The sequence below is a fragment of the Actinomyces sp. ICM39 genome (assembly GCF_000282935.1).
Lineage (GTDB): Bacteria > Actinomycetota > Actinomycetes > Actinomycetales > Actinomycetaceae > Pauljensenia > Pauljensenia odontolytica_B.
This window is the reverse complement of sequence record NZ_ALCB01000137.1, coordinates 1-21,712: the sequence shown is the minus strand read 5'-3', so window position 1 is coordinate 21,712 and position 21,712 is coordinate 1. Positions and strand designations below refer to the sequence as shown.

19 protein-coding genes and 2 pseudogenes are annotated in these 21,712 nt (G+C 61.6%); 13 read left to right on the top strand and 8 right to left on the bottom strand.

Going from position 1 to position 21,712, the window contains the following annotated elements:
- Positions 1 to 113 precede the first annotated feature (113 nt).
- Positions 114 to 1,181, top strand: a complete 1,068-nt coding sequence (locus HMPREF1137_RS08835; protein ID WP_009054530.1) for a 4-hydroxy-3-methylbut-2-enyl diphosphate reductase — start codon at positions 114 to 116, stop codon at positions 1,179 to 1,181.
- A 37-nt stretch (positions 1,182 to 1,218) separates the two neighbouring features.
- Complete coding sequence (gene ychF / locus HMPREF1137_RS08830) at positions 1,219 to 2,301, top strand: redox-regulated ATPase YchF (protein ID WP_009054517.1); 1,083 nt, start codon at positions 1,219 to 1,221, stop codon at positions 2,299 to 2,301.
- Positions 2,302 to 2,417: 116 nt separating this feature from the next.
- On the opposite strand, the gene HMPREF1137_RS08825 is transcribed toward ychF, so the two are convergent.
- Genes HMPREF1137_RS08825 through HMPREF1137_RS08805 form a run of 5 tightly spaced genes read right to left on the bottom strand, consistent with a single transcriptional unit; the run spans position 2,418 to position 4,722 of the window.
- Entirely contained in the window at positions 2,418 to 3,059 is a 642-nt protein-coding gene (locus HMPREF1137_RS08825) for an Asp23/Gls24 family envelope stress response protein (protein ID WP_009054527.1), read from the bottom strand.
- A 13-nt stretch (positions 3,060 to 3,072) separates the two neighbouring features.
- Positions 3,073 to 3,621 (bottom strand): DUF6286 domain-containing protein, encoded by a 549-nt coding sequence (locus tag HMPREF1137_RS08820; protein WP_009054528.1) that lies wholly within the window; start codon positions 3,619 to 3,621, stop codon positions 3,073 to 3,075.
- Positions 3,618 to 4,031 (bottom strand): hypothetical protein, encoded by a 414-nt coding sequence (locus HMPREF1137_RS08815; RefSeq protein ID WP_009054552.1) that lies wholly within the window; start codon positions 4,029 to 4,031, stop codon positions 3,618 to 3,620. Before HMPREF1137_RS08815 ends, HMPREF1137_RS08820 begins: the two co-directional genes overlap by 4 nt.
- Before the next feature lie 5 nt (positions 4,032 to 4,036).
- The gene (locus HMPREF1137_RS10470; RefSeq protein ID WP_009054535.1) at positions 4,037 to 4,213 is read right to left on the bottom strand and encodes a hypothetical protein; all 177 of its coding nucleotides are present in this window, start codon (positions 4,211 to 4,213) and stop codon (positions 4,037 to 4,039) included.
- 32 nt (positions 4,214 to 4,245) lie between these two features.
- Positions 4,246 to 4,722 carry an Asp23/Gls24 family envelope stress response protein gene (locus HMPREF1137_RS08805; RefSeq protein ID WP_009054531.1) on the bottom strand — a complete coding sequence of 159 codons (477 nt, stop codon included), beginning with the start codon at positions 4,720 to 4,722 and terminating at the stop codon, positions 4,246 to 4,248.
- Positions 4,723 to 5,221: 499 nt separating this feature from the next.
- Between HMPREF1137_RS08805 and HMPREF1137_RS08800 the strand changes: the two genes are divergently transcribed.
- The 6 genes from HMPREF1137_RS08800 (at position 5,222) to HMPREF1137_RS10305 (ending at position 12,057) form a co-directional block, all read left to right on the top strand.
- Entirely contained in the window at positions 5,222 to 5,761 is a 540-nt protein-coding gene (locus tag HMPREF1137_RS08800) for a hypothetical protein (RefSeq protein ID WP_034497569.1), read from the top strand.
- A 126-nt stretch (positions 5,762 to 5,887) separates the two neighbouring features.
- Positions 5,888 to 6,082 carry a type II toxin-antitoxin system VapB family antitoxin gene (locus HMPREF1137_RS10175; RefSeq protein ID WP_081493540.1) on the top strand — a complete coding sequence of 65 codons (195 nt, stop codon included), beginning with the start codon at positions 5,888 to 5,890 and terminating at the stop codon, positions 6,080 to 6,082.
- Entirely contained in the window at positions 6,079 to 6,450 is a 372-nt protein-coding gene (locus tag HMPREF1137_RS08795; RefSeq protein ID WP_009054536.1) for a type II toxin-antitoxin system VapC family toxin, read from the top strand. The genes HMPREF1137_RS10175 and HMPREF1137_RS08795 overlap by 4 nt, the downstream gene beginning before the upstream one ends.
- Positions 6,451 to 6,614: 164 nt before the next feature.
- On the top strand, positions 6,615 to 9,656 hold the full coding sequence (locus HMPREF1137_RS08790) for an AAA domain-containing protein (RefSeq protein WP_009054532.1): 3,042 nt from the start codon (positions 6,615 to 6,617) through the stop codon (positions 9,654 to 9,656).
- Between the two features lie 125 nt (positions 9,657 to 9,781).
- The gene (locus HMPREF1137_RS10170; protein WP_009054556.1) at positions 9,782 to 11,167 is read left to right on the top strand and encodes an AAA family ATPase; all 1,386 of its coding nucleotides are present in this window, start codon (positions 9,782 to 9,784) and stop codon (positions 11,165 to 11,167) included.
- A complete protein-coding gene (locus HMPREF1137_RS10305; RefSeq protein ID WP_155835414.1) occupies positions 11,164 to 12,057 on the top strand; it encodes a hypothetical protein in 894 nt (297 codons plus the stop codon). The genes HMPREF1137_RS10170 and HMPREF1137_RS10305 overlap by 4 nt, the downstream gene beginning before the upstream one ends.
- 114 nt (positions 12,058 to 12,171) lie before the next feature.
- On the opposite strand, the pseudogene HMPREF1137_RS08785 reads toward HMPREF1137_RS10305, so the two are convergent.
- Positions 12,172 to 13,043, bottom strand: a pseudogene (locus HMPREF1137_RS08785) (EamA family transporter).
- A gap of 146 nt (positions 13,044 to 13,189) precedes the next feature.
- Between HMPREF1137_RS08785 and HMPREF1137_RS08780 the strand changes: the two are divergent.
- The 3 genes from HMPREF1137_RS08780 to HMPREF1137_RS08770 all read left to right on the top strand — a co-directional run bounded on the left by HMPREF1137_RS08780 (position 13,190) and on the right by HMPREF1137_RS08770 (position 17,038).
- Positions 13,190 to 14,278 carry a hypothetical protein gene (locus HMPREF1137_RS08780; protein ID WP_009054539.1) on the top strand — a complete coding sequence of 363 codons (1,089 nt, stop codon included), beginning with the start codon at positions 13,190 to 13,192 and terminating at the stop codon, positions 14,276 to 14,278.
- Between the two features lie 149 nt (positions 14,279 to 14,427).
- Positions 14,428 to 15,420, top strand: coding sequence for an EcsC family protein (locus HMPREF1137_RS08775; protein WP_009054529.1), 993 nt, complete (start codon positions 14,428 to 14,430; stop codon positions 15,418 to 15,420).
- 130 nt (positions 15,421 to 15,550) lie between these two features.
- On the top strand, positions 15,551 to 17,038 hold the full coding sequence (locus HMPREF1137_RS08770) for an alpha-amylase (RefSeq protein ID WP_009054525.1): 1,488 nt from the start codon (positions 15,551 to 15,553) through the stop codon (positions 17,036 to 17,038).
- A 62-nt stretch (positions 17,039 to 17,100) separates the two neighbouring features.
- Here the strand turns inward: HMPREF1137_RS08770 and HMPREF1137_RS08765 are convergent, their stop codons facing one another.
- Positions 17,101 to 17,919, bottom strand: coding sequence for a YbjN domain-containing protein (locus HMPREF1137_RS08765; protein WP_009054521.1), 819 nt, complete (start codon positions 17,917 to 17,919; stop codon positions 17,101 to 17,103).
- 108 nt (positions 17,920 to 18,027) lie between these two features.
- Here HMPREF1137_RS08765 and HMPREF1137_RS08760 point away from each other — a divergent pair, with 108 nt between their 5' ends.
- Positions 18,028 to 19,113 (top strand): EcsC family protein, encoded by a 1,086-nt coding sequence (locus HMPREF1137_RS08760; RefSeq protein WP_009054538.1) that lies wholly within the window; start codon positions 18,028 to 18,030, stop codon positions 19,111 to 19,113.
- 65 nt (positions 19,114 to 19,178) lie between these two features.
- Positions 19,179 to 20,255 (top strand): EcsC family protein, encoded by a 1,077-nt coding sequence (locus tag HMPREF1137_RS08755; protein WP_009054549.1) that lies wholly within the window; start codon positions 19,179 to 19,181, stop codon positions 20,253 to 20,255.
- A 15-nt stretch (positions 20,256 to 20,270) separates the two neighbouring features.
- Here HMPREF1137_RS08755 and HMPREF1137_RS10465 read toward each other — a convergent pair.
- Positions 20,271 to 21,712, bottom strand: a pseudogene (locus HMPREF1137_RS10465) (hypothetical protein); the annotation flags it as partial.

The window sequence follows — 21,712 nt, the reverse complement described above, 5'->3', positions numbered from 1 at the left end:
CGCCGCGCTGCCGCAGCGTACGCCTGTGGACAGCCCCGGCCTCGTCGATGAGGAGCGTGTGGGATTGCCACGAGCGCGCGCACGCCCCGGGCGGTGGGCGCTAGGGTGGACGCATGAATGAAAACGTCGACCTGCGAGCCAGCGCCGAATCCCCCCTGCCCTCCTCCCACGGTGAGGGCAACGGCCGTATCCTCTTGGCGGCCCCCCGCGGATACTGCGCCGGCGTGGACCGCGCCGTCGACGTCGTCGAAAAGGCCCTCGAGCTCTACGGCGCGCCCGTCTACGTGCGCAAGGAGATCGTCCACAACAAGTTCGTCGTCGAGTCGCTGACCAAGCGCGGCGCGATCTTCGTCCAGGAGACCGACGAGGTGCCCGAAGGGGCGCGCGTCGTCTTCTCCGCGCACGGCGTCTCCCCGGCCGTCCACGAGGCCGCAGCCACCCGCCACCTCGCCACGATCGACGCGACCTGCCCGCTCGTGACCAAGGTGCACCGCGAGGCAGTGCGCTTCGCGAAGGAAGACTACGACATCATCCTCGTGGGACATCAGGGCCACGAGGAGGTCGAGGGCACCTTCGGCGAGGCCCCCGAGCACATTCAGGTCGTCGGCACTCCCAACGAGGTCGATAACGTCGTCGTGCGCGACCCCTCGCGCGTCGTGTGGATCTCTCAGACCACGCTCTCCGTCGACGAAACCCGCGAGACCGTCGACCGCCTGCGCCAGCGCTTCCCGCAGCTCATCGACCCGCCGTCGGACGACATCTGCTACGCCACCCAGAACCGCCAGGGCGCCGTCAAGCACATCGCGCCCCAGGTCGACGTCATGGTCGTCGTCGGCTCGGCGAACTCCTCGAACTCCGTGCGCCTCGTCGAGGTCGCGCTCGAGGCCGGGGCGGGCGCCGCCTACCGCGTCGACAAGGCCGACGAGCTCGAGGACGCCTGGTTCGAGGGCGCCCGCACCGTGGGACTCACCTCCGGCGCGTCCGTGCCCGAGATCCTCGTGCGCGAGGTCATCGAATGGCTGCAGGAGCGCGGATTCCCCACCGTCGAGGTGGCCCGCACCGAAACCGAATCGACGACCTTCGCGCTGCCCCGCGACCTGCGCGCCGACCTCAAGAAGGCCGGCATGGCGCCCGCGCGCCCCCACGCGCCCCGCGTCGCCGGGCCAAACCACACGAAGTAGGGCAACACCACCGGGCCTGCTCCGATAGGATGGGGGCGTGTCTCTTACTATCGGTATCGCTGGACTGCCCAACGTCGGCAAGTCCACCCTGTTCAACGCCCTGACCCGCGCGACCGTGCTCGCCGCGAACTACCCCTTCGCGACCATCGAGCCCAACGTCGGCGTCGTCCCCCTGCCCGACCCGCGCCTGAACAAGCTCGCGGAGATCTTCGGCTCCCAGCGCATCCTGCCCGCCACTGTGTCCTTCGTGGACATTGCCGGCATCGTGCGCGGCGCCTCCGAGGGTGAAGGCCTGGGCAACCAGTTCCTCGCCAACATCCGTGAGGCCGACGCGATCTGCCAGGTCACGCGCGCCTTCTCCGACCCCGACGTCGTGCACGTCGACGGCAAGGTGGACCCGGCCTCGGACATCGAGACCATCAAGACCGAGCTGATCCTCGCCGACATGCAGACCGTCGAGAAGCAGATCCCGCGCCTCGAGAAGGAGGTGCGGGGCAAGAAGACCGAGCCGATCGTCCTCGAAACCGCCCGCCAGGCTCTCGAGCTGCTGGAACGCGGCGAGCTGCTGTCCGGCCCCGAGGGGGCCAAGCTGGACCAGGACGCGCTGCGCACCTTCCAGCTCATGACCTCCAAGCCTTTCATTTTCGTGTTCAACATGGACGCCGCCGAGATGGACAACGAGGAGATGAAGGACGAACTGCGCGCCCTCGTCGCCCCTGCCGAAGCCATCTTCCTGGACGCCCAGTTCGAGGCCGAGCTGGTCGAACTGGACGACGAGGACGCCCGCGAGATGCTCGCCGAATCCGGCCAGGACGAGTCCGGCCTGGACAAGCTGGCCCGCGTCGGCTTCGACACCCTCGGCCTGCAGACCTACCTCACCGCCGGTGAGAAGGAAGCGCGAGCCTGGACGATCCACAAGGGCGACACCGCCCCCAAGGCCGCCGGCGTCATCCACACGGACTTCGAGAAGGGCTTCATCAAGGCTGAGGTCGTCTCCTACGATGACCTGGTCGAGGCCGGCTCCATGGCCGCCGCAAAGGCAGCCGGAAAGGTCCGCATGGAAGGCAAGGACTACGTGATGGAAGACGGAGACGTCGTGGAGTTCCGCTTCAACGTCTGATCGTTTCTGAACGAGGCAGTGGCCGGGTCGCGCGAGAGTGTGGCCCGGCTTCGTGAATGTGGGTGCCCTGCCCACAACAAACGTGGGGCAAGGCGATGGCCGCCCTGCCCCACGTGTCACGCGCCTGTTCCGGTGATCTTCGGTGACGGCTGGCCTGTGACGGCCTTCGACGTTGATTTCGAGCTCACCGAGCGCGCCAGTCGTATGAGGACGTCGAGCTGCTTGGGCGGCGTTCCGAGAGAGGTTCCCACGTCCTCGTTCAGCTGCTTGCGCAGCTCGGCGATGGTCCATTCAACCTCGCAGTCCGGCGCAACGCTCGTGTCCGCCTGAACCCAGAGCTTACTCGGGGAACCGGTGACGAAGACAGTGCAACGCTCGACTCCGGGAACGCCGAGTGCACGCTTGGAGAGAGCCTGCGACAGAACTTCCGGAGGGAGAGTCGCCAGCAGGGCACCGTCGGAGCCGCTGATCCTGAGCGAGGAATTCGCGGGCCTACGCGGCACCTGCATGAGGAGCAGGAACAAACCGACGAGGAACGCAATCACGGATGCCAGCACTCCGCACGGCACGAGCCAGTGGGCGCGAGGCGAGAGGATCGCCCCGATCTCATCCTGCGCTGCGGCAAGGTATGCGGAAATGCCGTGCATGTAGTGGCCTGCGTCGAGGCCTGATGCGAGGAACCACAGTGCCACGAAGGCGATAAGCAGTCCGAAAACGGCCAGGAGCGTCCGGTTAAGAGCGGCGGAAACTGTACGCATAATCGGCTCTCCTTCAGCTCACGCGCTTGGTGCGGATGCGACCGTGAGTGATACCCACGGGCTGGAACGTCTCCAGCGCCTCGTCGGTCTTCCGGGAAGCGGCCTCGCGCACGGTCTCCAAGTCGTCGATGTCGCTGTAGACAACAACATCAATCGTGGAGCGGCGCGTCATGACAGTCGCGGAACGAATGGTGCCGATCTGCATGACGCGGGTCTTCACGAGGGCGGCCAGATCTCGGCGGGAAGCAGCGGTCTGACCGGGGATTGCGTCGGGCAGGATCTCGACGTGCTCTCGCCGACCGGGCCATAGGGCCGCGATCACAAGGAAGATGCCGAAGGCAGCAGCGATTCCGGCCGCGACAAGCATGGCGATGGAGCTCAGAGATGCTGCGCCTACCGCGTCGAGCGTGTTGACCATACGATGCGGCCAGGAACCCGTGATGAGACGGTACCCCGTCAGCCACGCGCCGAGTCCTCCGGCCACGAGCAGTATCAGGGCCAGAATCGTCGCAGGGACGCTGCGCGACGGGCGATAAATCAGGTGAGGGACGGGGGCTTTCATCTCAGTGGCTTCCTGACGTGATTGCTCGGATTGAGCCACGAAATGTCGATGGTTATCTTGCCAACGGTCATGCCGCACAGCTTCTCGACGCGGCGGCTCACGTGCGCACGCAGATCCTCGATGGTCGAGGAGAGGGGAGTGGGGAAGACGAGGCCGAGGTCAAGGTGGAGGATTGCGCGTTGCCCGTAAAGCTGACACTGGGCCTCGGGACGAGAACCGAAGTTTCGGCGCGAACCGATCCCGAGGACGCCCCCCGCGTTCGAGCCGACGGCTGCGAACTCGGACGCGGCCTGCGCAGCGATGCGAGCGACGACCTGGGCGGGAATAGTCGTGGTGCCGCGCTGCGCCAAGGGTGAACTCTTCTCGCTGGACGGCTTCGGCGGCGTGAGCGCGGACTCGGGCGCGGCCACGGTCGTCACTGCTTTCGCCAGTTCAGGATGCTTTGGACATCGACCCGGCCCTCCAGGTAGAGGCCCACTGCCCATCCAACCACGCCGCACAGGGCGACCAGGATGAAGTCAGCGAAGGAACCGAACGCGAGCACGGCCCCCATGAACAGGCCCACCAGGAGGGCCAGGTGCGTTGTCTTCATGAGTGTTCCTCAGATCCAGACGTTGGGAAGGGTCACTTGAGGGTTGTCGAGTCGGAGTTGGTGGTCTCTTCCTCGGGCAGGTGGACGTCGGTGACGTCGATGTTGACCTCGACGACCTCCAGGCCGGTGGTGCCCTCGATCTGCTGGATGACGTTGTCGCGAATGCTGTTGCACACGTCGAGGATGGAGTATCCATACTCGACGACGACGGTCACGTCGATGGCTGCCTGGGTGTCGCCCTTGTGGACGCTGATGCCTCCCGTGACGTTGGTCTGGCCGGTGGGGATACGGTCGGTCACCGCGCTGAATGCGCGGCGCACGGCGTTACCCATGTCGTAGACGCCGGGCACCTGGCGAGCTGCCATACCCGCGATCTTGGCGACGACGTTCTCCTCGATGGTGGTCGTGCCATGGTCGGTCTGGAGGGGGCCCTGGGGGGTCTTATCCTGGTCAGTGCTGTCGTTGTTCTCGCGCTCGCGGCCGGTCTGGGGAATGGTGTTCTCGCTCATGAGAGCCTCTTTCATTGAATCGAAGGTGGGGGCCGCTGGGTGATGCGCGGCTCAAGCATCAGGTCAGCGACGTGTCGTCGTAGACACCGCGACCGGTCTGTGTACCTCACCGGTCGCCCTGGTATCGCTCCCTGCGACCATTCTTCCGCGGTTTGTCGGATCCTGTTGGTTGAAAATATGTCGCGACCTCGTTAAGTGGGATGTGTCACTAGCGGGTGGCAAATAGTGATGCGAGGTCACGAGAATTCTCTTCACGACGAGGCCGTGGTCGGGTCGTCCGGGGGGGGTGACCCGGCTTTGCTGTCGGATGTCTTCGGTGCTGAGGTGTCCAGTCGTCGCCCTTAGATATGACTGTTTGACAAAAATGATGGCATCCCTGTAAACCATTCATGAATCGCCTGACACTGTGCTCGGGTTTCTGTAGCCTGCGGTGTGTGCTGTCTAGCGGGATCGATGGTGACCTTGTCAAGTTCGGAACAGATATCAAGGAGGATGACGGATGGACGTCGGATCGGTTGCGGACTGGGTGGGAGCCATCGGCGGCCTCCTGGCAGTTTTCGCCGCGGTCGTTTCGTGGTGGACGAGCGAAAAAGTTGTGAAGCTCGAAGAGAAGCGTGATAGCGAGCGTGAGTCTGCGGCGGAGCGCCGACAGGCTGAGCACGTGACAGTGGTCGGCGTTCAATGTCCTGATGCTCCACGGGAGGAGCGTTACGCGATTTTGGTGGTGAATGGTTCGGATGCGCCCATTTACGACATTCGCGTTGAGAGTCAGAGAGCTGATAAGAGCTGCGACAACCCGCCGTTAGACCTCGCTGTGCTTCCGCCCGGGAAGTTTGTCATCCCTGCTCACCCTACGTACAACTGGGGCTCGGTCATTGACCAGGAAGTTGCTCAGATAAAACTGAATATGATGACAAAAGGAAAAGCGGGAGAAATGATCACTCATGTGTCATTCGTCGACGCTGCGTCGCGGAAATGGGAGCTTGTGCGCGGACGCGAACTGCGCAGTGCCGACGCTGGCGAGGGTGCTGCTCGGTAACGTGGGCGTTCGTGCGAAGGAGTGGCCCGGCTTTGCTGTTGATCAGATGTGTGTGAGCATGAGTGAGCATCAATAGTCGAATCAAATGATGACGCTCGCGATGATATCCTGAACGGGGAGGTAGCCATGAGAACCACTGTGACACTCGATGATGACCTGCTTGCGCGCGCCGAGGAACTGACTGGGGTCAGAGAACGATCCGCTTTGATCAGGGATGCGGTAGAACTCCTCGTTCGCATTGAGAGTGGTCGGCAGCTCGCTGCGCTCGGCGGCAGTGATTCCGCGGCGGAGGCTGCGCCTCGGAGTCGAGAGCGCGCATGAGAGTCCTCGTTGACACGAACATCTGGATCGATCACCTGCGGAAAACTGAGCCGGTTCTGGTCGATCTGCTTGAGCGTGATCAGGTGTGCGTACATCAGAGTGTCATCACTGAACTCGCGTTGGGGAATCTCAAGAACCGATCGATCTTCCTGAAGGCGCTTGAGCGCTTGATGATCGTGCGTGGTGTTGATGATCGGGGCGTGCGGCATCTTGTCGAGGAGCGGCGGCTATGGGGGAGGGGCCTCAGTGCTGTCGATGCGGCACTTCTGGCGAGTGCTGTCGTAACCCCCGGTGTGGCTCTGTGGACGCGTGATAAGTGCCTGCGCCAGGCTGCACGTGATGTGGGCGTGTTGGCGGACCTTGACTGAAGGGGCCGCGTCTTCTTCGAGGTAGTGGCCGGGTCGCGCGAGGGTGTGGCCCGGCTTTGCCGTTGTCGAGTGTGCTGTGCGCACCTCGAGACGTGGGTATTCAACAACCTACCGCTGGTCTGATAACTCGCCTATCCTGGGTGTAAAACTCAAGGGGGAGTGGCATGGAGTCCGTCGATCCGCGCACGATGCACGTACTGATTCGCGATAAAGAAACGCTGACCTGGCAGGACGAGACCTGGAAAGTTGCGAAGGCTCGCCGCGACGGAAACCGCATCGTCGTCACTTACACCACCAGCAGCAAAGAGTTTTCATACGGCGAGGAGAGGGCGCGCCTCTACGACCAGGTCGAGCGTCGAACAGTCGACGCGCTCGACGAGGTCCGGATCGGCGGCAAGCGCCGAACCAACGTCGAAATCATCTGGACGCTCCGCCGCGTGGGCCACCCGCGCGATCCTCGCTACACGCTGGCGTACCGCACGGCTGAGGGCACGCTCAAACTTCATCGCTACGGGCACGATGAGGTACGGGTAAGGTACGCGACCGCGGAGGATCGGCACAACGCCGCCACTCTCAACTACGTCCGCGAGGAAGTGCGCGCGCAGGCAGGGCGAGCCGGGGCGATGCTCGACCCGACAGCCCACTATCCCCGCTGGGTGAGCGGTGAGAAGATGCTGCCCGAGGCGATCCTCGCGAACGTGTGGGAGTGGCTCCCTCAGGCGCCGCGCCGTTCCGCCCTGGAAGCGTTCTTCGCCGGTACGTCCTCCACGAAGACGGGCGCGAGCGATCGACTGATCATGCCTTTCCCCTCTAATATCGATCAGCGCAACGCGATTCGAGCCGCGCTCACACACCAACTGTCCATCATTGACGGGCCTCCCGGCACGGGTAAAACGCAGACGATCCTCAATCTCATCGCCTCCCTGATCGCGCAAGGCAAGACCGTCGGCGTCGTCGCGGGGGCGAACTCTGCGGTCGATAACGTCGTCGACAAGCTGACGGAGGAAGGCTACGGCTTCCTCGTCGCGAACCTTGGGAAAACGAAGCGCGTCAAGGAATTCCACGAGCGTGAGGGTGTTCTTGAACAGAGGCGCGAAGCGTGGGCTCGCAAGGCGTCCGCTGCGTCGTCGGATGCGCCTGCCGGAGCCGACGAGGCTGCGCTGCGGGCCGAAGAAGATCGCCTCGTCACTCTATGGGAGGATGCGCGAGACATTCCGAAGATCCGCGCGCAGCTGACGGCGGCTCAGCGTGAGCGGCGCCTTTTTGAGGAAAAGGTGCAGGAGAGCCGCCGCCCGATTGCGGACATCTCTCATCTAGCTATCTCGAGGCGACGCTCTGGGGTCATCGGTGACCTGCTGGCCCTCGCTCGCTGCGCGCCGAGGGTGGGGCGTGGTCCTCGGGGCTTCATCGAGCGGGTGCGTCGCTACTTTGCTTACGGCTCCTTGAAGGGCGTTGACCTGGGAGACCCACACGTCCAGTCGGCGCTCCAGCTCGCCTTCTACCGGGCCCACGAGCAAGAACTATCCGACCGCATCGAGCAAGCCGAGGCCCGCGCTGCCCGCCATGGCCTCGTCGACGTGAGCGCGCAGTATCGCCGCCACTCACGCGAAGCGTTGGATGCCGCCTTGCTCAGCCGATTCACGCGCGAGCGTCCGAGCCGCCTCAGTCCAACCGAGCGGCTCAAGCGGCAGACGGATATCCTCCTGCGCACCTACCCCGTTGTGGCATCCACGTGTTTTTCGATCCGGAACAACCTGGCGGAGGAAGTGCTGCTCGACTGGATCATCATCGACGAGTCCTCCCAGGTGCTGCTCCCCCAGGGAATGGCGGCGCTGAGCAAGGCCCGTAACGCTGTTATCGTTGGTGACGACAAGCAGCTCGGCCCGATCTTCCAGGGGTGGGATGAAAGCAAGCAGGAGCCGCCCGCGCCGCGCTTTGACGTCCGTTCGCTCTCGCTGCTCGACTCCATCAAAATGATGCCGGAGTCGGCACAGGTGCCGAGCACTCTGCTCAAGGAACATTACCGGTGTCATCCCGCGATCATCGAGTTCTGCAACCGCATGTACTACGGCGGTCAGCTCATTCCGATGCGCGTCCCTGCCGACGATGCTACCGATCCGCTCGCGATCATCTACGCTGCGCCCGGAAACCACGCGCGACGCCCATCGCACGGCAGTGGCTTCTTCTCGCAGAGGGAAATCGACATCGTCACCGACCTTGAGGATATGCGCAGCATCCGGGACGGTGTCGAGCTCGAGGGGGCAGACGAGTCGGGCGACTTCGTGTTGGGCGTCGTGACTCCGTTTCGGGCGCAGGCAACGAACCTAAGTAAGCAGATTCGTAGCGACCTCGGCGATGGGGCTCATCCCCGATGGCTGGCTGAGACCGCGCACAAATTTCAGGGACGCGGTGCGGGCACGATCATCCTGTCCACGGTCCTCAATGCCAACGACCTCTCGGCGGCACAGGACTTTTACGACGATAATGCCCTAACGAACGTGGCAGTCTCGCGTGCGAAAGATCGCCTCATTGTCGTGACGACCAACGGTGGAGTGCGGCTTAGTCGCAATATCAGGGAACTTCTTGATTACATCGAGATGCACGATCCGAGCGCCATCATCCAGTCGGACATAGTCTCCATTTTCGACGTCCTCTACAACGCCTACAGTGAGTCCCTTGAGCGGTATTCACGGGTCAAGTGGGCTGATCGTCGGCGCTCACCCGCAGAAAATGTTGCGGAACAATGCCTGCGAGACGTGCTCGCAGAACCCAGGTATGCGCGCTTTGGGTATCAGACCCAAGTGTTCCTGCGGGATGCGTTGCCCAATACGCGCCGACTGAATGAGGAACAACGAGCTTTCGTGTTCAGGGACAGCGCGCTCGACTTCGGGGTGTACTCGCGCGTCACGAAGCGCCTTCTCCTCGCCATCGAGGTGGACGGTTGGAAATTCCACGGCATGAGTCAGAAACAGCAGAAGCGTGACGACCTCAAAGATTCGATCATGTCCGCGTACGGAGTTCCTGTCCTGCGTCTACCCACGATCGGATCCGGGGAGGACCAGAAGATCCGCGAGGCGTTGGATGAGTTTTTGAAGGCAGACAGCAACAAAAACTGCTGTAATGGTCCGGAATTAACATTCGAGTCTTCAACGCGGACATACAACATCGATCCGATATCAGTAGTAAACAATGAAGCCGAGTTTTAGGAGTCTCTAACGGCGGCAACGTGGTTTGTGGTACTATTGTTCAGTATCTGTAAAGGTCCTCTAGTCGATGGGTGCGCAGATGTGCGGGCCATGCAGAGAAAACAACTATTGCGAAGGAGCTAGGTGTGAGGTCCGTGAAAAAACTAGTGAAGGCGACCGTTAGTGGATTGTTCGGACAATATGAGCATTCGATTGATTTTGAAAAATCGAATGACTTTGTCATCGTGTACGGGCCTAACGGTGTAGGAAAAACTAAATTTATTCAAATTGTATGTGCAACACAGTCGCTTGATTATGGTTTGCTGCAGTCAATGCCTTTTTCGGCTGCCGAATTAAAATATTCTGACAATGTGCGTTTATTGGTAAAACGTAATGAGTTAAATTTGAGCCTTAATGAAATGGGTGAAAGTGTAGGTGTTATTGAATTTGAGCTAATTGGATCTAAGGGGAAAGTTGAGAAGTGGATCCCCTATCCTCCTGATTTTTTGAAGCACTTATCTCGCCTGTCTCGCTTTGAGTTTGTCGGAAATGGTGAATGGGAGGATCTGAGAGGAGGTGAACGGTATAGGCTGGATGAGTTGTATAGGAGGTATAGAAGATCTAGGCGTCCCTCTCGTCGTTCGGAATCTGAATTTGATGACTATCCGGAATTTCTAGAATACCCTGCCGCCTTTAGGAGCTTTAGTAAGCAAGTGTCGAGTTATCTTATCGATAGTCAGCGGCTGTTAAGTGAGCGTTACTCTAGTGTGCATGCGGGCGGTCCGGCCGAATTTATGCGCGCTAAGCGAATGGCGTCCCAAGCGCGTATTAATGAATATTCTGATCGACTAAAAGATAAGCTAAATAAAGCTCAAACGGAATACTCTAGATTAAGTCAAGAAAAAGATCGATCTTTTCTCAGTCGCGTCTTCAAAGAGGCCAAGAAGGACGCGTATCGAGATCCTTCAAAGATCATCGAGCGCTATGATGAGCAGAATCAATTTCGTGATCGCCTTGCGGCAGTGGTTAAGGTAGATCAGTCTGGTAGTCTAAAATTGCCAGAAGGTCAGCTTGAAAACTGGCAACTAACATTGCTTGATTTGTATCTACAGGATGCGAAGGAGAAGTTTCATCCATTTGAGGATATTCTTGAGCGTATCGAGTTACTTCAAGAAATTTTGAATAAGCGGCTACATGGTAAACGGGTGGAGATTACCGCTGCTGAAGGCCTAAGTGTACGTCGGTTTGACGGCGTCCATATTGCACTTGATTCGCTTTCGACAGGCGAGCAGCATGAGATTATTCTGATGTACGATCTTCTTTTGAATGTTCGAGAAGGTGCAACAGTTTTTATCGATGAGCCAGAGATCTCTCTCCATGTTGCATGGCAATTGTGTTTCGTGCCAGATGTGCTTAGGATTGCTCAACTGGTAGGTTTCCGTTTCGTTGTGGCAACCCATTCTCCTCAGATTATTAATGGAATGTGGAATAATGCTATTGAAATGGGTGGTGAAAGTGGTGAATTTCAGTGAAGGATCTGCTTTCAGAACATTCAGATGTCGATGTGATTCGAATGCTCGTTGGCAAATCGCAAAAACTTGCGATAATGGTGGAGGGGCCGGATGATCTGTTTCTTTTGAAGAATGTTGTCGATTCTGAAATTCATTTGGTTGTTAGTTCGTCTGGCAAGAGCGGTGTGCTGAAGACTGCTGAACTGGCTTACAGTCAAGGACTGTCGAGGGCTCTTTTTCTTGTTGATCGCGATTATGATGATTTTCTTTTCAAGGTCCCAATGTATCCGTCAAATGTCATAGTTAGTACGCATCATGATTGCTTTGTTGATGTCTTAGTAGAGAATATGGATAGTCTGAGTCACGTCGTTGTAACAAAGCTGTCGGGGCTAGCTCGGCGGAAAGGTCTGGGGGCTGTGGATGTGCATAGTGATGCGCAATCGATCATCGATTCGGCAATCTCGCTTGCCCGTTGCAAAACAGTTGTCCGTATTGTAGCCGCTAGGAATGCTATTGGATTTGACTTTAAGAGATTTAGCTTTTATAAGTTTTCTCCGAATGAGATCACAAGTGATCTTATTTACGACGAGCTTGCTAGTTCATATGCGGGATCGGTAGCTCTTCCGAATGCACCTTCTTTTCTTCTTGCAGATGTTGCATTGGAATTGGATGGCTGTTCTTATGCGCCTTTCGGTGATCATGATTTTCTTGAAGCGCTATGTCGCATTTTGAAAGAGCATGGTGTTTCTATGAGGCCAGATGCTTTCCGGGAGGCAGTTTTCATGGCTTTGAAAGCGTGCGACTTGTTGAAGGTACAGTGGTGTGATGATGCTGCCCAACGTTCTGCTGCTTTAGGGGTTTCATTATTTTTGTCTCATGAAGGTCAGTCTCGATACTCGTTTGCTAGCTAGCCGGCTCAGTCCTAGGGCGCTTGATTATGGGATGTCGTGCAGAGGGCTGGGTTGCAATCGTTCAATTAGTTTCGAGATGGCGTGGGTATTGTCTGAAATTTAAATGGTTTCGTATTACGCCACCACCATGGCCGCCGTGCCCGCGCACATGAGGGCGAGGCCGAGCAGGTAGAGCGGCGTGAAACGCTCGTGAAACGCCACAGCTGACACAGCGACGGTCACGAGGATCGACAATTTATCGATGGGCACCACGACCGAGGCGGGCCCGTCCTTCAGCGCGTGATAGTAGGCCAGCCACGATGCGCACGTCGCAGCGCCCGACGCGACGATAAACGCCAGCTCCCGGCCGGGGATCGACCGGACCTCGCCCAGGCGACCCTGCACGCCCACGATCACCCACGCCATCGCCAGCACCACCAGCGTGCGCACCGCCGTCCCCAGCGTCGGATCCACACCCGAAATGCCGACCTTCCCGAGGATCGACGTCAGCGCCGCAAACAGAGCGGACGCAAGCGCGAACGCCAGCCAGCTCCCGCCTCCGCGCAGCGCTCGAGGAAGACCCGCTAACTCAGAGGGTTCCACCATCAGGAGCGTCCCCGCCGTGATCGCGACAATCCCGGCCGCACCCCCACGCTCACCGGCTCGCCCAGCAGAATGAGCGCGAGGATGATCGCCAGGACCGTCGACAGCTTGTCGATCGGCGCCACGCGGGACACGTCCCCTCGAGACAGCGCCGCGAAGTAGCACAGCCACGAGGCCCCCGTCGCCAACCCGGACAACACCAGGAACAGCGCAGAAGTCCCGTCGATAGACGCGGTGCCGGAAGCCGTTCCCGTCAGCGCGGCCATACCCCACGCCCCCGCGGCCACGACAACCGTGCGCAGCGCCGTCGCAACCGTCGAACTCGTCGATGCGACGCCCGCCTTCGCCAGGACGGCGGTCAACCCCGCGAACAGGGCTGACAGAGCGGCGGTGAGGATCCACATGCGACCAGAGTATGTCCGTTCCGCACCTCCTCGCACCCGAGCAAAATGACGGTGTGTCATGAGCGCCATCACGAAGGACAACTAGGCTATAGTTGTCGCGTATCCAGACCTCGTGGTGAGGCGACAACGGAGTGTAAAGGAACGAGATGAGCGAGAACCTTGACGAGCTTGGAGCCAACGGGGAACTCGAAGAAGATGGTCGAGAATTCGTCTTCGACACGAGTGGTGAATCTGAGTCGACACACGAAACGGCAGAAGGTGTCGAAGATCTGAAAGAGAAGATCACAGAACAGAATGTGGACGCCGAAAAATACGCGATCGAGTTCCTCAAGAAGGTTGTGCGCATCCGCGGCGTACGCATCACCCGCGACGAGTTCCTCCGTCAGGAGCTGCGCAAACTCCACATGAGTGACGACGCGATCGCGCGCGCCGTCGACTCGAACCCTGTGCTCGCTGGCGTCTCCCTGACTGATCTCGACAAGCTCGCCGACGGCATCATCTCCTTCGAGACAAACAAGTCAGCGGCGATGTCCTTCGCGGCTGGTATCCCCGGCGGCCTCCTGATGGCGGGCACGATCCCAGCTGATTTGATGCAGTACTACGTGCATGCGTTGAGAATCATGCAGAAGCTCGCCTACCTCTACGGGTGGAGGGATCTTCTCAGCGATATGGACGAGGTTGATGACGAGACGATTGGTCTCCTTGCTCTGTTCTTTGGAGTCATGCTCGGAGTGGGCGGCGCGGCCCAGTCGCTGACGACGTTTGCGCGTTCGGTTGCCATGCCTGCATTCCAGAAGCAGTTTGCAAAGCAGGCTCTCACGAAGACCTCGTGGTATCCGGTCATGAAACAAACCCTGAAGTACATCGGGATCAAGGTAACCAAGGATGGGGTCGCTTCGGGTGCCTCCAAGGTTATCCCCCTGGTCGGTGGCTTCCTGTCAGGTGGCATGACCTTCGTGTCGCTTCAGTCTCAGTCCCATCGCCTCAAGAATCACCTGCGTGAGCTGCCGCCTCCCGGAGTCGACGCCGAGGTCTGGAAGCGCTCTGTCAACGACGCGACCCCCGACGACCAGGAGCCGGGCGTGCTGGACAATGCCCAGCAGGCGCTCGAGAGCACGACCAAGGCCGTCACGAGTGGCGCAAAGACTGCGGCTACCGGCATCGCCGACGGCGCAATGACCGCGGCCTCCGGCATCGCGGAAGGCGTCAAGGGCCTCTTCGGTCGACGCAAGTAACGATCATCGGTCACGAGGCCGGGGCGGGGGACGCGTGACAGTGCGGCCTAGCCCCGGCCTCGTCAATCCTGGGCTGAGTGGAGCAGGAACCCGGTAGAGTGGGGGCCACCCGCGCGCTGTCAGCGCGTCGTCAGACGAGGAGGAATCCGATGCCCGACACGACGAACGCCCACGCCCACAGCAGCCAGCCGGCCAGAGTCGCCGCGGGGCAGCAATCCGAAGCGGAACAGCGAGCGCTCGAGTTCCTGGCGAAGGTCGTGCGCGTGCCCGGCGTGCGCGTCAACCGCGAGGAGTTCCTGCGCCAGGAGCTACGCAAGCTCCACATGAGCGATGATGCTATCGAGCGTGCAATCGACTCGAACCCGCTGCTCGCCGGAGTTGCCCTGACCGAGATCGACAGGCTCGCCGAGGACGCAATCTCCTACGAGACGAACAAGTCGGCGGCCATCTCCTTCGTCGCGGGTATCCCCGGCGGCTTCGCGATGCTCGGCACGATCCCCGCGGACCTGATGCAGTATTACGCGCACGCCCTGAGGATCATGCAAAAGCTCGCCTACCTGTACGGCTGGGGCGAGCTCCTCCCGAACGACCGTGATGCCGACGACGACACAATCGGCGTGCTCGCCGTGTTTTTCGGCGTCATGCTGGGAGTCGGCGGTGCCGCCCAGTCCCTGACGGCGTTCGCGCGCGTTGCCGCGAAGACCGCCTACCAGAATCATGCGACCAAACGCGCCCTCATGAGCATCACCTGGTATCCGGTCGTCAAGCACAGCCTGCGTCTCATCGGCATCAACATCACGAAGAGCACCGCCGCCAAGGGATTCTCGAAGATCGTCCCGGTCATCGGAGGATTCGTGTCGAGCGGCCTGACTTTCATGGCGCTCCAGTCCCAATCCGCTCTCCTCAAGGGGCACCTGCGCGAGATCCCGCCTCCCGGCGTCGATGCCGACGAGTGGGATCGGCATCGCCTCGGCGCGACCAGGCAGGGACAGACACCTGAGACAGGGACGACTATCAAGAAGGGCCTGCGCGGCAAAGCGAAGGTCGTGATGGTCGGCGCAAAGAGCGCGGCCTCGGGCATCGCCGACGGCGCCTCCAGCCTCTCCGGGGGCCTGAAGGGGCGTCTCGGGCGCCGCAAGTAACGACATCACCGACGAGGCCCGGGCCGGGATCGCGCGCATCAGCGGTACCCAGCCCCGGCCTCGTTACCGTGTATACCCCGCCACTGTTTGCCCTCCTCACGCGCCCGGGGGAGGGAAAACCTGCCACGATATGCGGGTGAGTGAGACGACTGAAACGGCCCTGGCCTCGTCCCTGACGGAGGCGGGTCCCCTGATCCTGCAGGCCTTCGCCTGGGACATGGTCCCGGACGCCAGCCACTGGCGCTACCTCGCCGAGCATGCCCAAGAGATCGTGGACCTGGGCGTCACCATCATCTGGCTGCCGCCCGCCTACAAGGGCCACGCGGGTATCAACGACGTCGGCTACGGCGTCTACGACCTCTACGACCTGGGCGAGTTCGACCAGAGGGGCTCCGTGCCCACGAAGTACGGGACGAAGGACGAGTACCTGGCAGCCATCGAGGCTCTGCACGAGGCGGGAATCGCCGTGTGCGCCGACATCGTCCTCAACCACCGCATGGGCGCCGACGCGTCTGAGACCGTGCGAGCCACTCCGATCAATCCCCATAACCGTCATGAGGCGATCGGGGAGCCCGAGACGATCGAGGCGTGGACGCGCTTCACGTTCCCGGGGCGCGCGGGCGTGTACTCGGACTTCACGTGGGACTGGACGTGCTTCCATGGCATCGACTGGGACGAGGCCACGAAGCGCAGCGGCCTGTGGCTCTTCGAAGGTAAGCAGTGGAACGAGTCCGTCGACACCGAGTTCGGCAACTTCGACTACCTGATGGGCTGCGACGTGCACGTCACCGACCCCCGCGTCAGCGAGGAGCTGGACCGCTGGGGCAAGTGGTACGTCGAGACGACCGGAGTGGATGGGCTGCGCCTGGACGCCGTCAAGCACGTGGGCTCCGACTTCTACGCCCGCTGGCTCGAAGACCTGCGTGCCTCGACGGGGCGCCGCCTGCCCGCCGTCGGCGAGTACTGGAGCGGCGACGTGCGTGAACTCGAGGACTACCTGGCGCGAGTCTCCAACGTCATGCTCTTCGACGTCCCCCTGCACTACCACCTCCACCAGGCTTCGGTTTCGGACGGCAACGTGGATCTTGCTCGCCTGTGGGAGAACACGCTGACGGCCTCCCGCCCCGACAAGTCCGTCACCTTCGTCGAAAACCATGACACGCAGCCAGGTCAGTCCCTGGCCTCCACGGTCGCCCCCTGGTTCAAGGCGGCTGCCTACGCCCTCATCCTCTTCAACGAGGCCGGGGTTCCCTGCGTGTTCTGGGGTGACCTCCTGGGTTCCCCCGAGTCTGACGACCTGCCTGCCGTGCGCGAGCTGCCGATCCTCATGGGGATCCGGTCCCGAGCGGCTGTCGGCCCGCAGCACAACGCCTTCGACGATCCCGACGTGGTCGGCTTCGCCCGCGAAGGCAAGGACGAGATCCCCGGCTCCGGCTGCGCCGTCATCCTCTCCGACCGAATGGGCGCCGAGAAAACCCTCTACGTGGGCCAGCGTCACGCGGGCCAGGAATGGGAGTGCGTTATCGGCGGCCACCCGTCCGTGCGCGTCGCGGACGACGGAACGCTCACCGGTGTGGTCAGCGACGGCGGCCTCAGCGTCTACGTGCCGCGCGCCTGAGCGCATAACAAGCCCCGGCCTCGTCCATGGTGACGAGGCCGGGGAACGTTGAAGTACGTGCCCTACTCCTGGGTGCCGCCCAGGGCGGGGATGCGTTCGATCTGATCCTTGAAGAAGGCCTCAGCCGAGGCGACGAAACGCTCGATGCTGGTCGAGACCTGCGCGTCCGTCAGGCCGTAACGGGCAGTCACGAACTGCTCGGCGCACAAGCGCTGACGGCCGTCGTCCAACGACGCCACGTAGACCTTCGGCCAAGTGGTGGCTCCGTTCCAGTCATTGCACGCCTGGATGAGGCGCTGGCGCAGCTCCATCGACACGTCCTCCGGGATCGCGGCCCACATGCTCAGGTCCGTACCCTCATTCGCGATCGAGAAGATGAAGTAGCCGCGACCGATGCCCATGTGCAGGCTCTGGTCTTCCACCCTGTAGTTAAAGTCGTTGCGATCGAAGTAATCGATGAGTCTTTGCACCTCGAGGGGGCGCACGACCGTGCGGCGCTGAATGGCAGCCTTGCACTCGGCGATGATTTCCGGCGCGTCCTCGTTAGACGGATCCATGGCGAGGCACTGCTCCAGGTAAGTCAGCGCGCTCTCCTCCTGGTCCTGCCAGTACAGGGCCGTGCCGATGCGGTAGTACCAGCGTGGATCCGCCATGCCTTCAGCCTCGACACTGCGCAGTAGTTCGATGGCGTGCTTAATGTGATCGCGGAAAGAATCCATATAGGGCTGCGCGTAGTTGATGTAGGCGCGCGCCAGCAGGCTCGTCAGCTCGTAGTCCATCGCCGAGGGAGGCTGCCCCTCGATGAGCGCGATGATCTTTTGGTGTTCCTTCTCCTCGTGCAAGAGATTAATCTGGTCGATAAGCGACGAGCGAGAATCCACGGAATCTCCTTCAAACGATGCCGAATGTGACTGCCAGGTCACAAGCATAACAGGGTAGGTGCAGGCGCCGAGGCTCCTAAAGGAACGCTCACTGTGTAGGCTGACAGGATGGACCAGATCGGTATGAACGAGCACCGCATGAACGATGACCTGCGTGCGCGCATGAGTGAGGCCGACGCAGCCCAGTGGGACGAGATCCAACGGTGGAAGGCCGCTCAGCTCAGCTATAAGCGTCCCCACGCCATCACCGAGAAGATGAAGTCCGCCGCACTGGTGCCCGTGAGCAAAGCAGTCTCCATCGCGCGCAAAGTCCCCGGCGGTGAAGCGCTGACCCGGACCGTGTCCTCCGCCGCCCTCGGGCTCGTTGAATTGGCGGCTTCCGCCTCCGAGGCATCGGTGAGGCGCAAGCGCATCCTCAAGGCCTACCGCGCCGCCGGGCACGACGTGAATACGCTGCAGGATATCCGCGCGCTGCCCCTGGATCAGGTGCTCGCGGTGAAACCGCGCCTGAGTCTCGCATATTCGGGCACGGCAGCCGCTGAGGGAGCCGTCAGCGGTGTCTTTGCTTCCGGTGGATCCGTCGCCGCCGTTCTCGGTATGGGCGTGGCATCGGCGCCGGGCGTGGGGGTCACGGCCTCGGCAATGGCCGTCGATGTGACGACCTTCCTCGCCGCGGCCACGCGCCTCGTCGCCCACACGGCCGCCTATTACGGCTACGACTCAGAGGACCCCACCGAGCGACTCTTCTCCACGATGGTTCTCTCCCAAGCGATCGATCCCGCCGGAGCGGGGCGCGATTTCATCGTTGAAAAGCAGGCGACCATGCTCGCTTTCAACAAGGTGATGCAGGATCTGGCTCGTCAGGGATCCGTCGACATGCTGGGAGGAAGCGCTATCGTCAGCGCCATGAAATCGCTGTTTTCGGCGATGGGTGTTCGCCTGGCCACCCGCAAGCTCGCGCAGATCGTCCCTGTCGCCGGAATCGTGGTGAGCGCAGGCCTGAACGCCGCGCTCATGCGCACCATCGGGGAAACGGCCGACCATCTGTACCGGGAGCGTTTCCTGGCGGAGCGCTACGGCCACGTTCATGCGAGCGGCGCGTCGACGGACCTCGTACCGTCGACCGGGTCTCAGGAGCTGAGCATCGACGTCGCGCGTTACGTCGAACTCGCTGAGGGCGAGAGCCGCCCGTAGGAGAGCGGCCGTCCCGCTCGCTCGAGGCTGTGGGCCGCTTTATCTCGGTCGGGTAGGCTTGAGGTATGACGGATCAGCCGGAGGAAGACCACAGCACGCGCGACGATATTCGTCAGCGCATGACCGACGACGATCGCGCGCAGTGGGATGTAATCCAGGAATGGAAGGCCGCCCAGGTCAACCCGCGCAGCCCTCGAGTTATCACACAGCGCATCCGCTCGTACGTGCTCACCCCTGTGAAAAAAGTGGTTGGCCTCGTGGGCAAAATCCCCGGCGGGGCTGCGATTGCAGGCTGGATCTCATCGGCTGTCCTGGGGCTTGTCGAGAAGGCGACATCAGCCGCCGAATCCTCGGTTCGACGCGAACGAATTGTGAAGGCGCATCGCAGGGCCGGTAACGACGTGGAGTGTCTTGAGGACATCCGAAACCTGAACCTGGCAGAGATCCAATTGGTCAGGCCCCACCTGAAGGTTGGATATGCCGCCGTTACCGCGACGGAAGGAGCGGTGAGCAGCGTATTCGCGACGGGAGGGGCGGTCGCGGCCATCCTCGGTCTAGGCATCGCTTCGGCACCCGGTATCGGCGTGATTGCAGCGGCGATCGGGCTTGATATCGCGACGTTCCTGATCTCCTCTGCGCGCCTTGTGTCACACACGGCTGCGTACTACGGGTATGACACGAGGGAACCGACGGAAAAGCTCTTCTCCGCGATGGTTTTATCCCAGGCGATCGCCCCGCGAAGCTCGGCTGATGACCATGCCGTCGAGAAGGAGACCTCGATGCGTATATTCAACAAGGTGGTGCGCAAGCTCACCAAACGCGGATCGATGGAGAGCGTCGGGAACAACGCGCTGACCGCGTCTGTGAACTCCTTATTCGCGGCCCTCGGAGCTCGTCTCGTCGGCATGAAGATGGCGCAGATCCTGCCGCTTATCGGCATCATCGTCGGCATGGTCCTCAACGCGTCCCTCATCCGTACCATCGGTGTGACCGCCGACCACCTCTACCGTGAACGTCTTCTGATCGAGCGATACGGACAGGACGACTCCGCGCCCGATCATGAAGAAGCAGACGATGAAGATGATCTGGATACGGAAGTCGCGCGCTACATCGAGCTCGCCAAGGCGGAAAAGCGTCGCTAGCGCGCCCCGATGGGGTTAGCTCCTCGAGTTCCAGTTCTGCCAGTCATTCCAGTCGTCGTCCTGAGCGTCGACTGAAATCATCGGCATGCGCGCAGACGCGCTCTGCTCCTCGGTCTCTGACTCGATGGGCTCCTTGTTGTCCTCGCGCTGCTTGCGGCGTTTGCCCCAACCCCAGCGCTTGCGACGCTTCGACTCGCCTTCCTGCTCGCGGCGCGCCTCCTCATTCCACGAGAACTCGGAGTTCCAGTCTTCCTGGAGCGGGGCGGGCATTGCCGGTGCCTGCGGTGTCACTGGGGCCTGCGGCATTGCCGGTGCCTGCGGTGCGGCAGGGGGCTGGGGCGCGAACGGCGCCTGGGCGGTCTGGGGTGCGACCGAGGGCTGGGGTGCGACCGGGGGCTGGGGCGCGAACGGCGCCTGGGCGGTCTGGGGTGCGACCGGGGGCTGCTGCATCGGGATGGCCTGAAGAGCAGCGGGCACGTAGGGCGCCGCCGACTGAGCCTGCACCGCCGGTGCTACGGGAGCGCTTTCCTGGCTGGGAGACGCTGTCGGGGGAGTCTGCGTAAAGGCTGATGCGGGCTCGGCTGCTGTGGGTGCGGACTCGCTGCGCGTGTTCGTGGACCAGGCGCTGGAATTCACCCGACGAACACGCGGGAACTGCGCGGTCGGCATCTCGCCGTCATCGTCCACCGAAACGAACGAGGCCGACTCAGGTTCGGGGACCACGACCGGTTCGGGTTCGGGAACGACGACCGGTTCGGGTTCGGGAACCACGATGGGTTCGGGTTCGGGGACCACGACCGGTTCGGGTTCGGGTTCGGGGACCACGAGGGGTTCGGGTTCCGGTTCGGGAACTACGACCGGTTCGGGTTCGGGTTCGGGAACGACGACCGGGGCCGGTTCGGGTTCGGGTTCGGGAACGACGACCGGTTCGGGTTCGGGAACCACGACGGGCTCCGGCGTAGCCTTGGGAATCACGACCGGCGCCAGCTGAGGAACCGTAATATGCGTCGGCGTCGCAGTTGATTCCGGTTCGGGTTCGGGGACCACGACCGGTTCGGGTTCGGGAACTACGACCGGTTCGGGTTCGGGTTCGGGAACCACGACCGGGGCCGGTTCGGGTTCCGGTTCGGGAACTACGACCGGTTCGGGTTCGGGTTCGGGAACGACGAGCGGTTCGGGTTCGGGTTTGGGGACCACGACCGGTTCGGGTTCGGGGACCACGAGCGGTTCGGGTTCGGGAACGACGAGCGGTTCGGGTTCGGGTTCGGGGACCACGAGCGGTTCGGGTTCGGGAACGACGACCGGTTCGGGTTCGGGAACGACGACCGGTTCGGGTTCGGGTTCGGGGACTACGACCGGGGCCGGTTTGGGTTCCGGTTCGGGAACCACGAGGGGTTCGGGTTCGGGAACCACGAGGGGTTCGGGTTCGGGAACCACGAGGGGTTCGGGTTCGGGAA

Excerpts from the sequence above, each read along its gene's own strand:
- HMPREF1137_RS08820 (WP_009054528.1), bottom strand. The coding sequence starts at position 3,621 with ATGAAAGCCCCCGTCCCTCACCTGATTTATCGCCCGTCGCGCAGCGTC.
- HMPREF1137_RS08800 (WP_034497569.1), top strand. The coding sequence starts at position 5,222 with ATGGACGTCGGATCGGTTGCGGACTGGGTGGGAGCCATCGGCGGCCTC.
- HMPREF1137_RS08780 (WP_009054539.1), top strand. The coding sequence starts at position 13,190 with ATGAGCGAGAACCTTGACGAGCTTGGAGCCAACGGGGAACTCGAAGAA.
- HMPREF1137_RS10175 (WP_081493540.1), top strand. The coding sequence starts at position 5,888 with ATGAGAACCACTGTGACACTCGATGATGACCTGCTTGCGCGCGCCGAG.
- HMPREF1137_RS08795 (WP_009054536.1), top strand. The coding sequence starts at position 6,079 with ATGAGAGTCCTCGTTGACACGAACATCTGGATCGATCACCTGCGGAAA.
- HMPREF1137_RS08760 (WP_009054538.1), top strand. The coding sequence starts at position 18,028 with ATGGACCAGATCGGTATGAACGAGCACCGCATGAACGATGACCTGCGT.
- HMPREF1137_RS08755 (WP_009054549.1), top strand. The coding sequence starts at position 19,179 with ATGACGGATCAGCCGGAGGAAGACCACAGCACGCGCGACGATATTCGT.
- HMPREF1137_RS08805 (WP_009054531.1), bottom strand. The coding sequence starts at position 4,722 with ATGAGCGAGAACACCATTCCCCAGACCGGCCGCGAGCGCGAGAACAAC.
- HMPREF1137_RS08770 (WP_009054525.1), top strand. The coding sequence starts at position 15,551 with ATGCGGGTGAGTGAGACGACTGAAACGGCCCTGGCCTCGTCCCTGACG.
- HMPREF1137_RS08835 (WP_009054530.1), top strand. The coding sequence starts at position 114 with ATGAATGAAAACGTCGACCTGCGAGCCAGCGCCGAATCCCCCCTGCCC.
- HMPREF1137_RS08825 (WP_009054527.1), bottom strand. The coding sequence starts at position 3,059 with ATGCGTACAGTTTCCGCCGCTCTTAACCGGACGCTCCTGGCCGTTTTC.
- HMPREF1137_RS08790 (WP_009054532.1), top strand. The coding sequence starts at position 6,615 with ATGGAGTCCGTCGATCCGCGCACGATGCACGTACTGATTCGCGATAAA.
- HMPREF1137_RS10470 (WP_009054535.1), bottom strand. The coding sequence starts at position 4,213 with ATGAAGACAACGCACCTGGCCCTCCTGGTGGGCCTGTTCATGGGGGCC.
- HMPREF1137_RS08775 (WP_009054529.1), top strand. The coding sequence starts at position 14,428 with ATGCCCGACACGACGAACGCCCACGCCCACAGCAGCCAGCCGGCCAGA.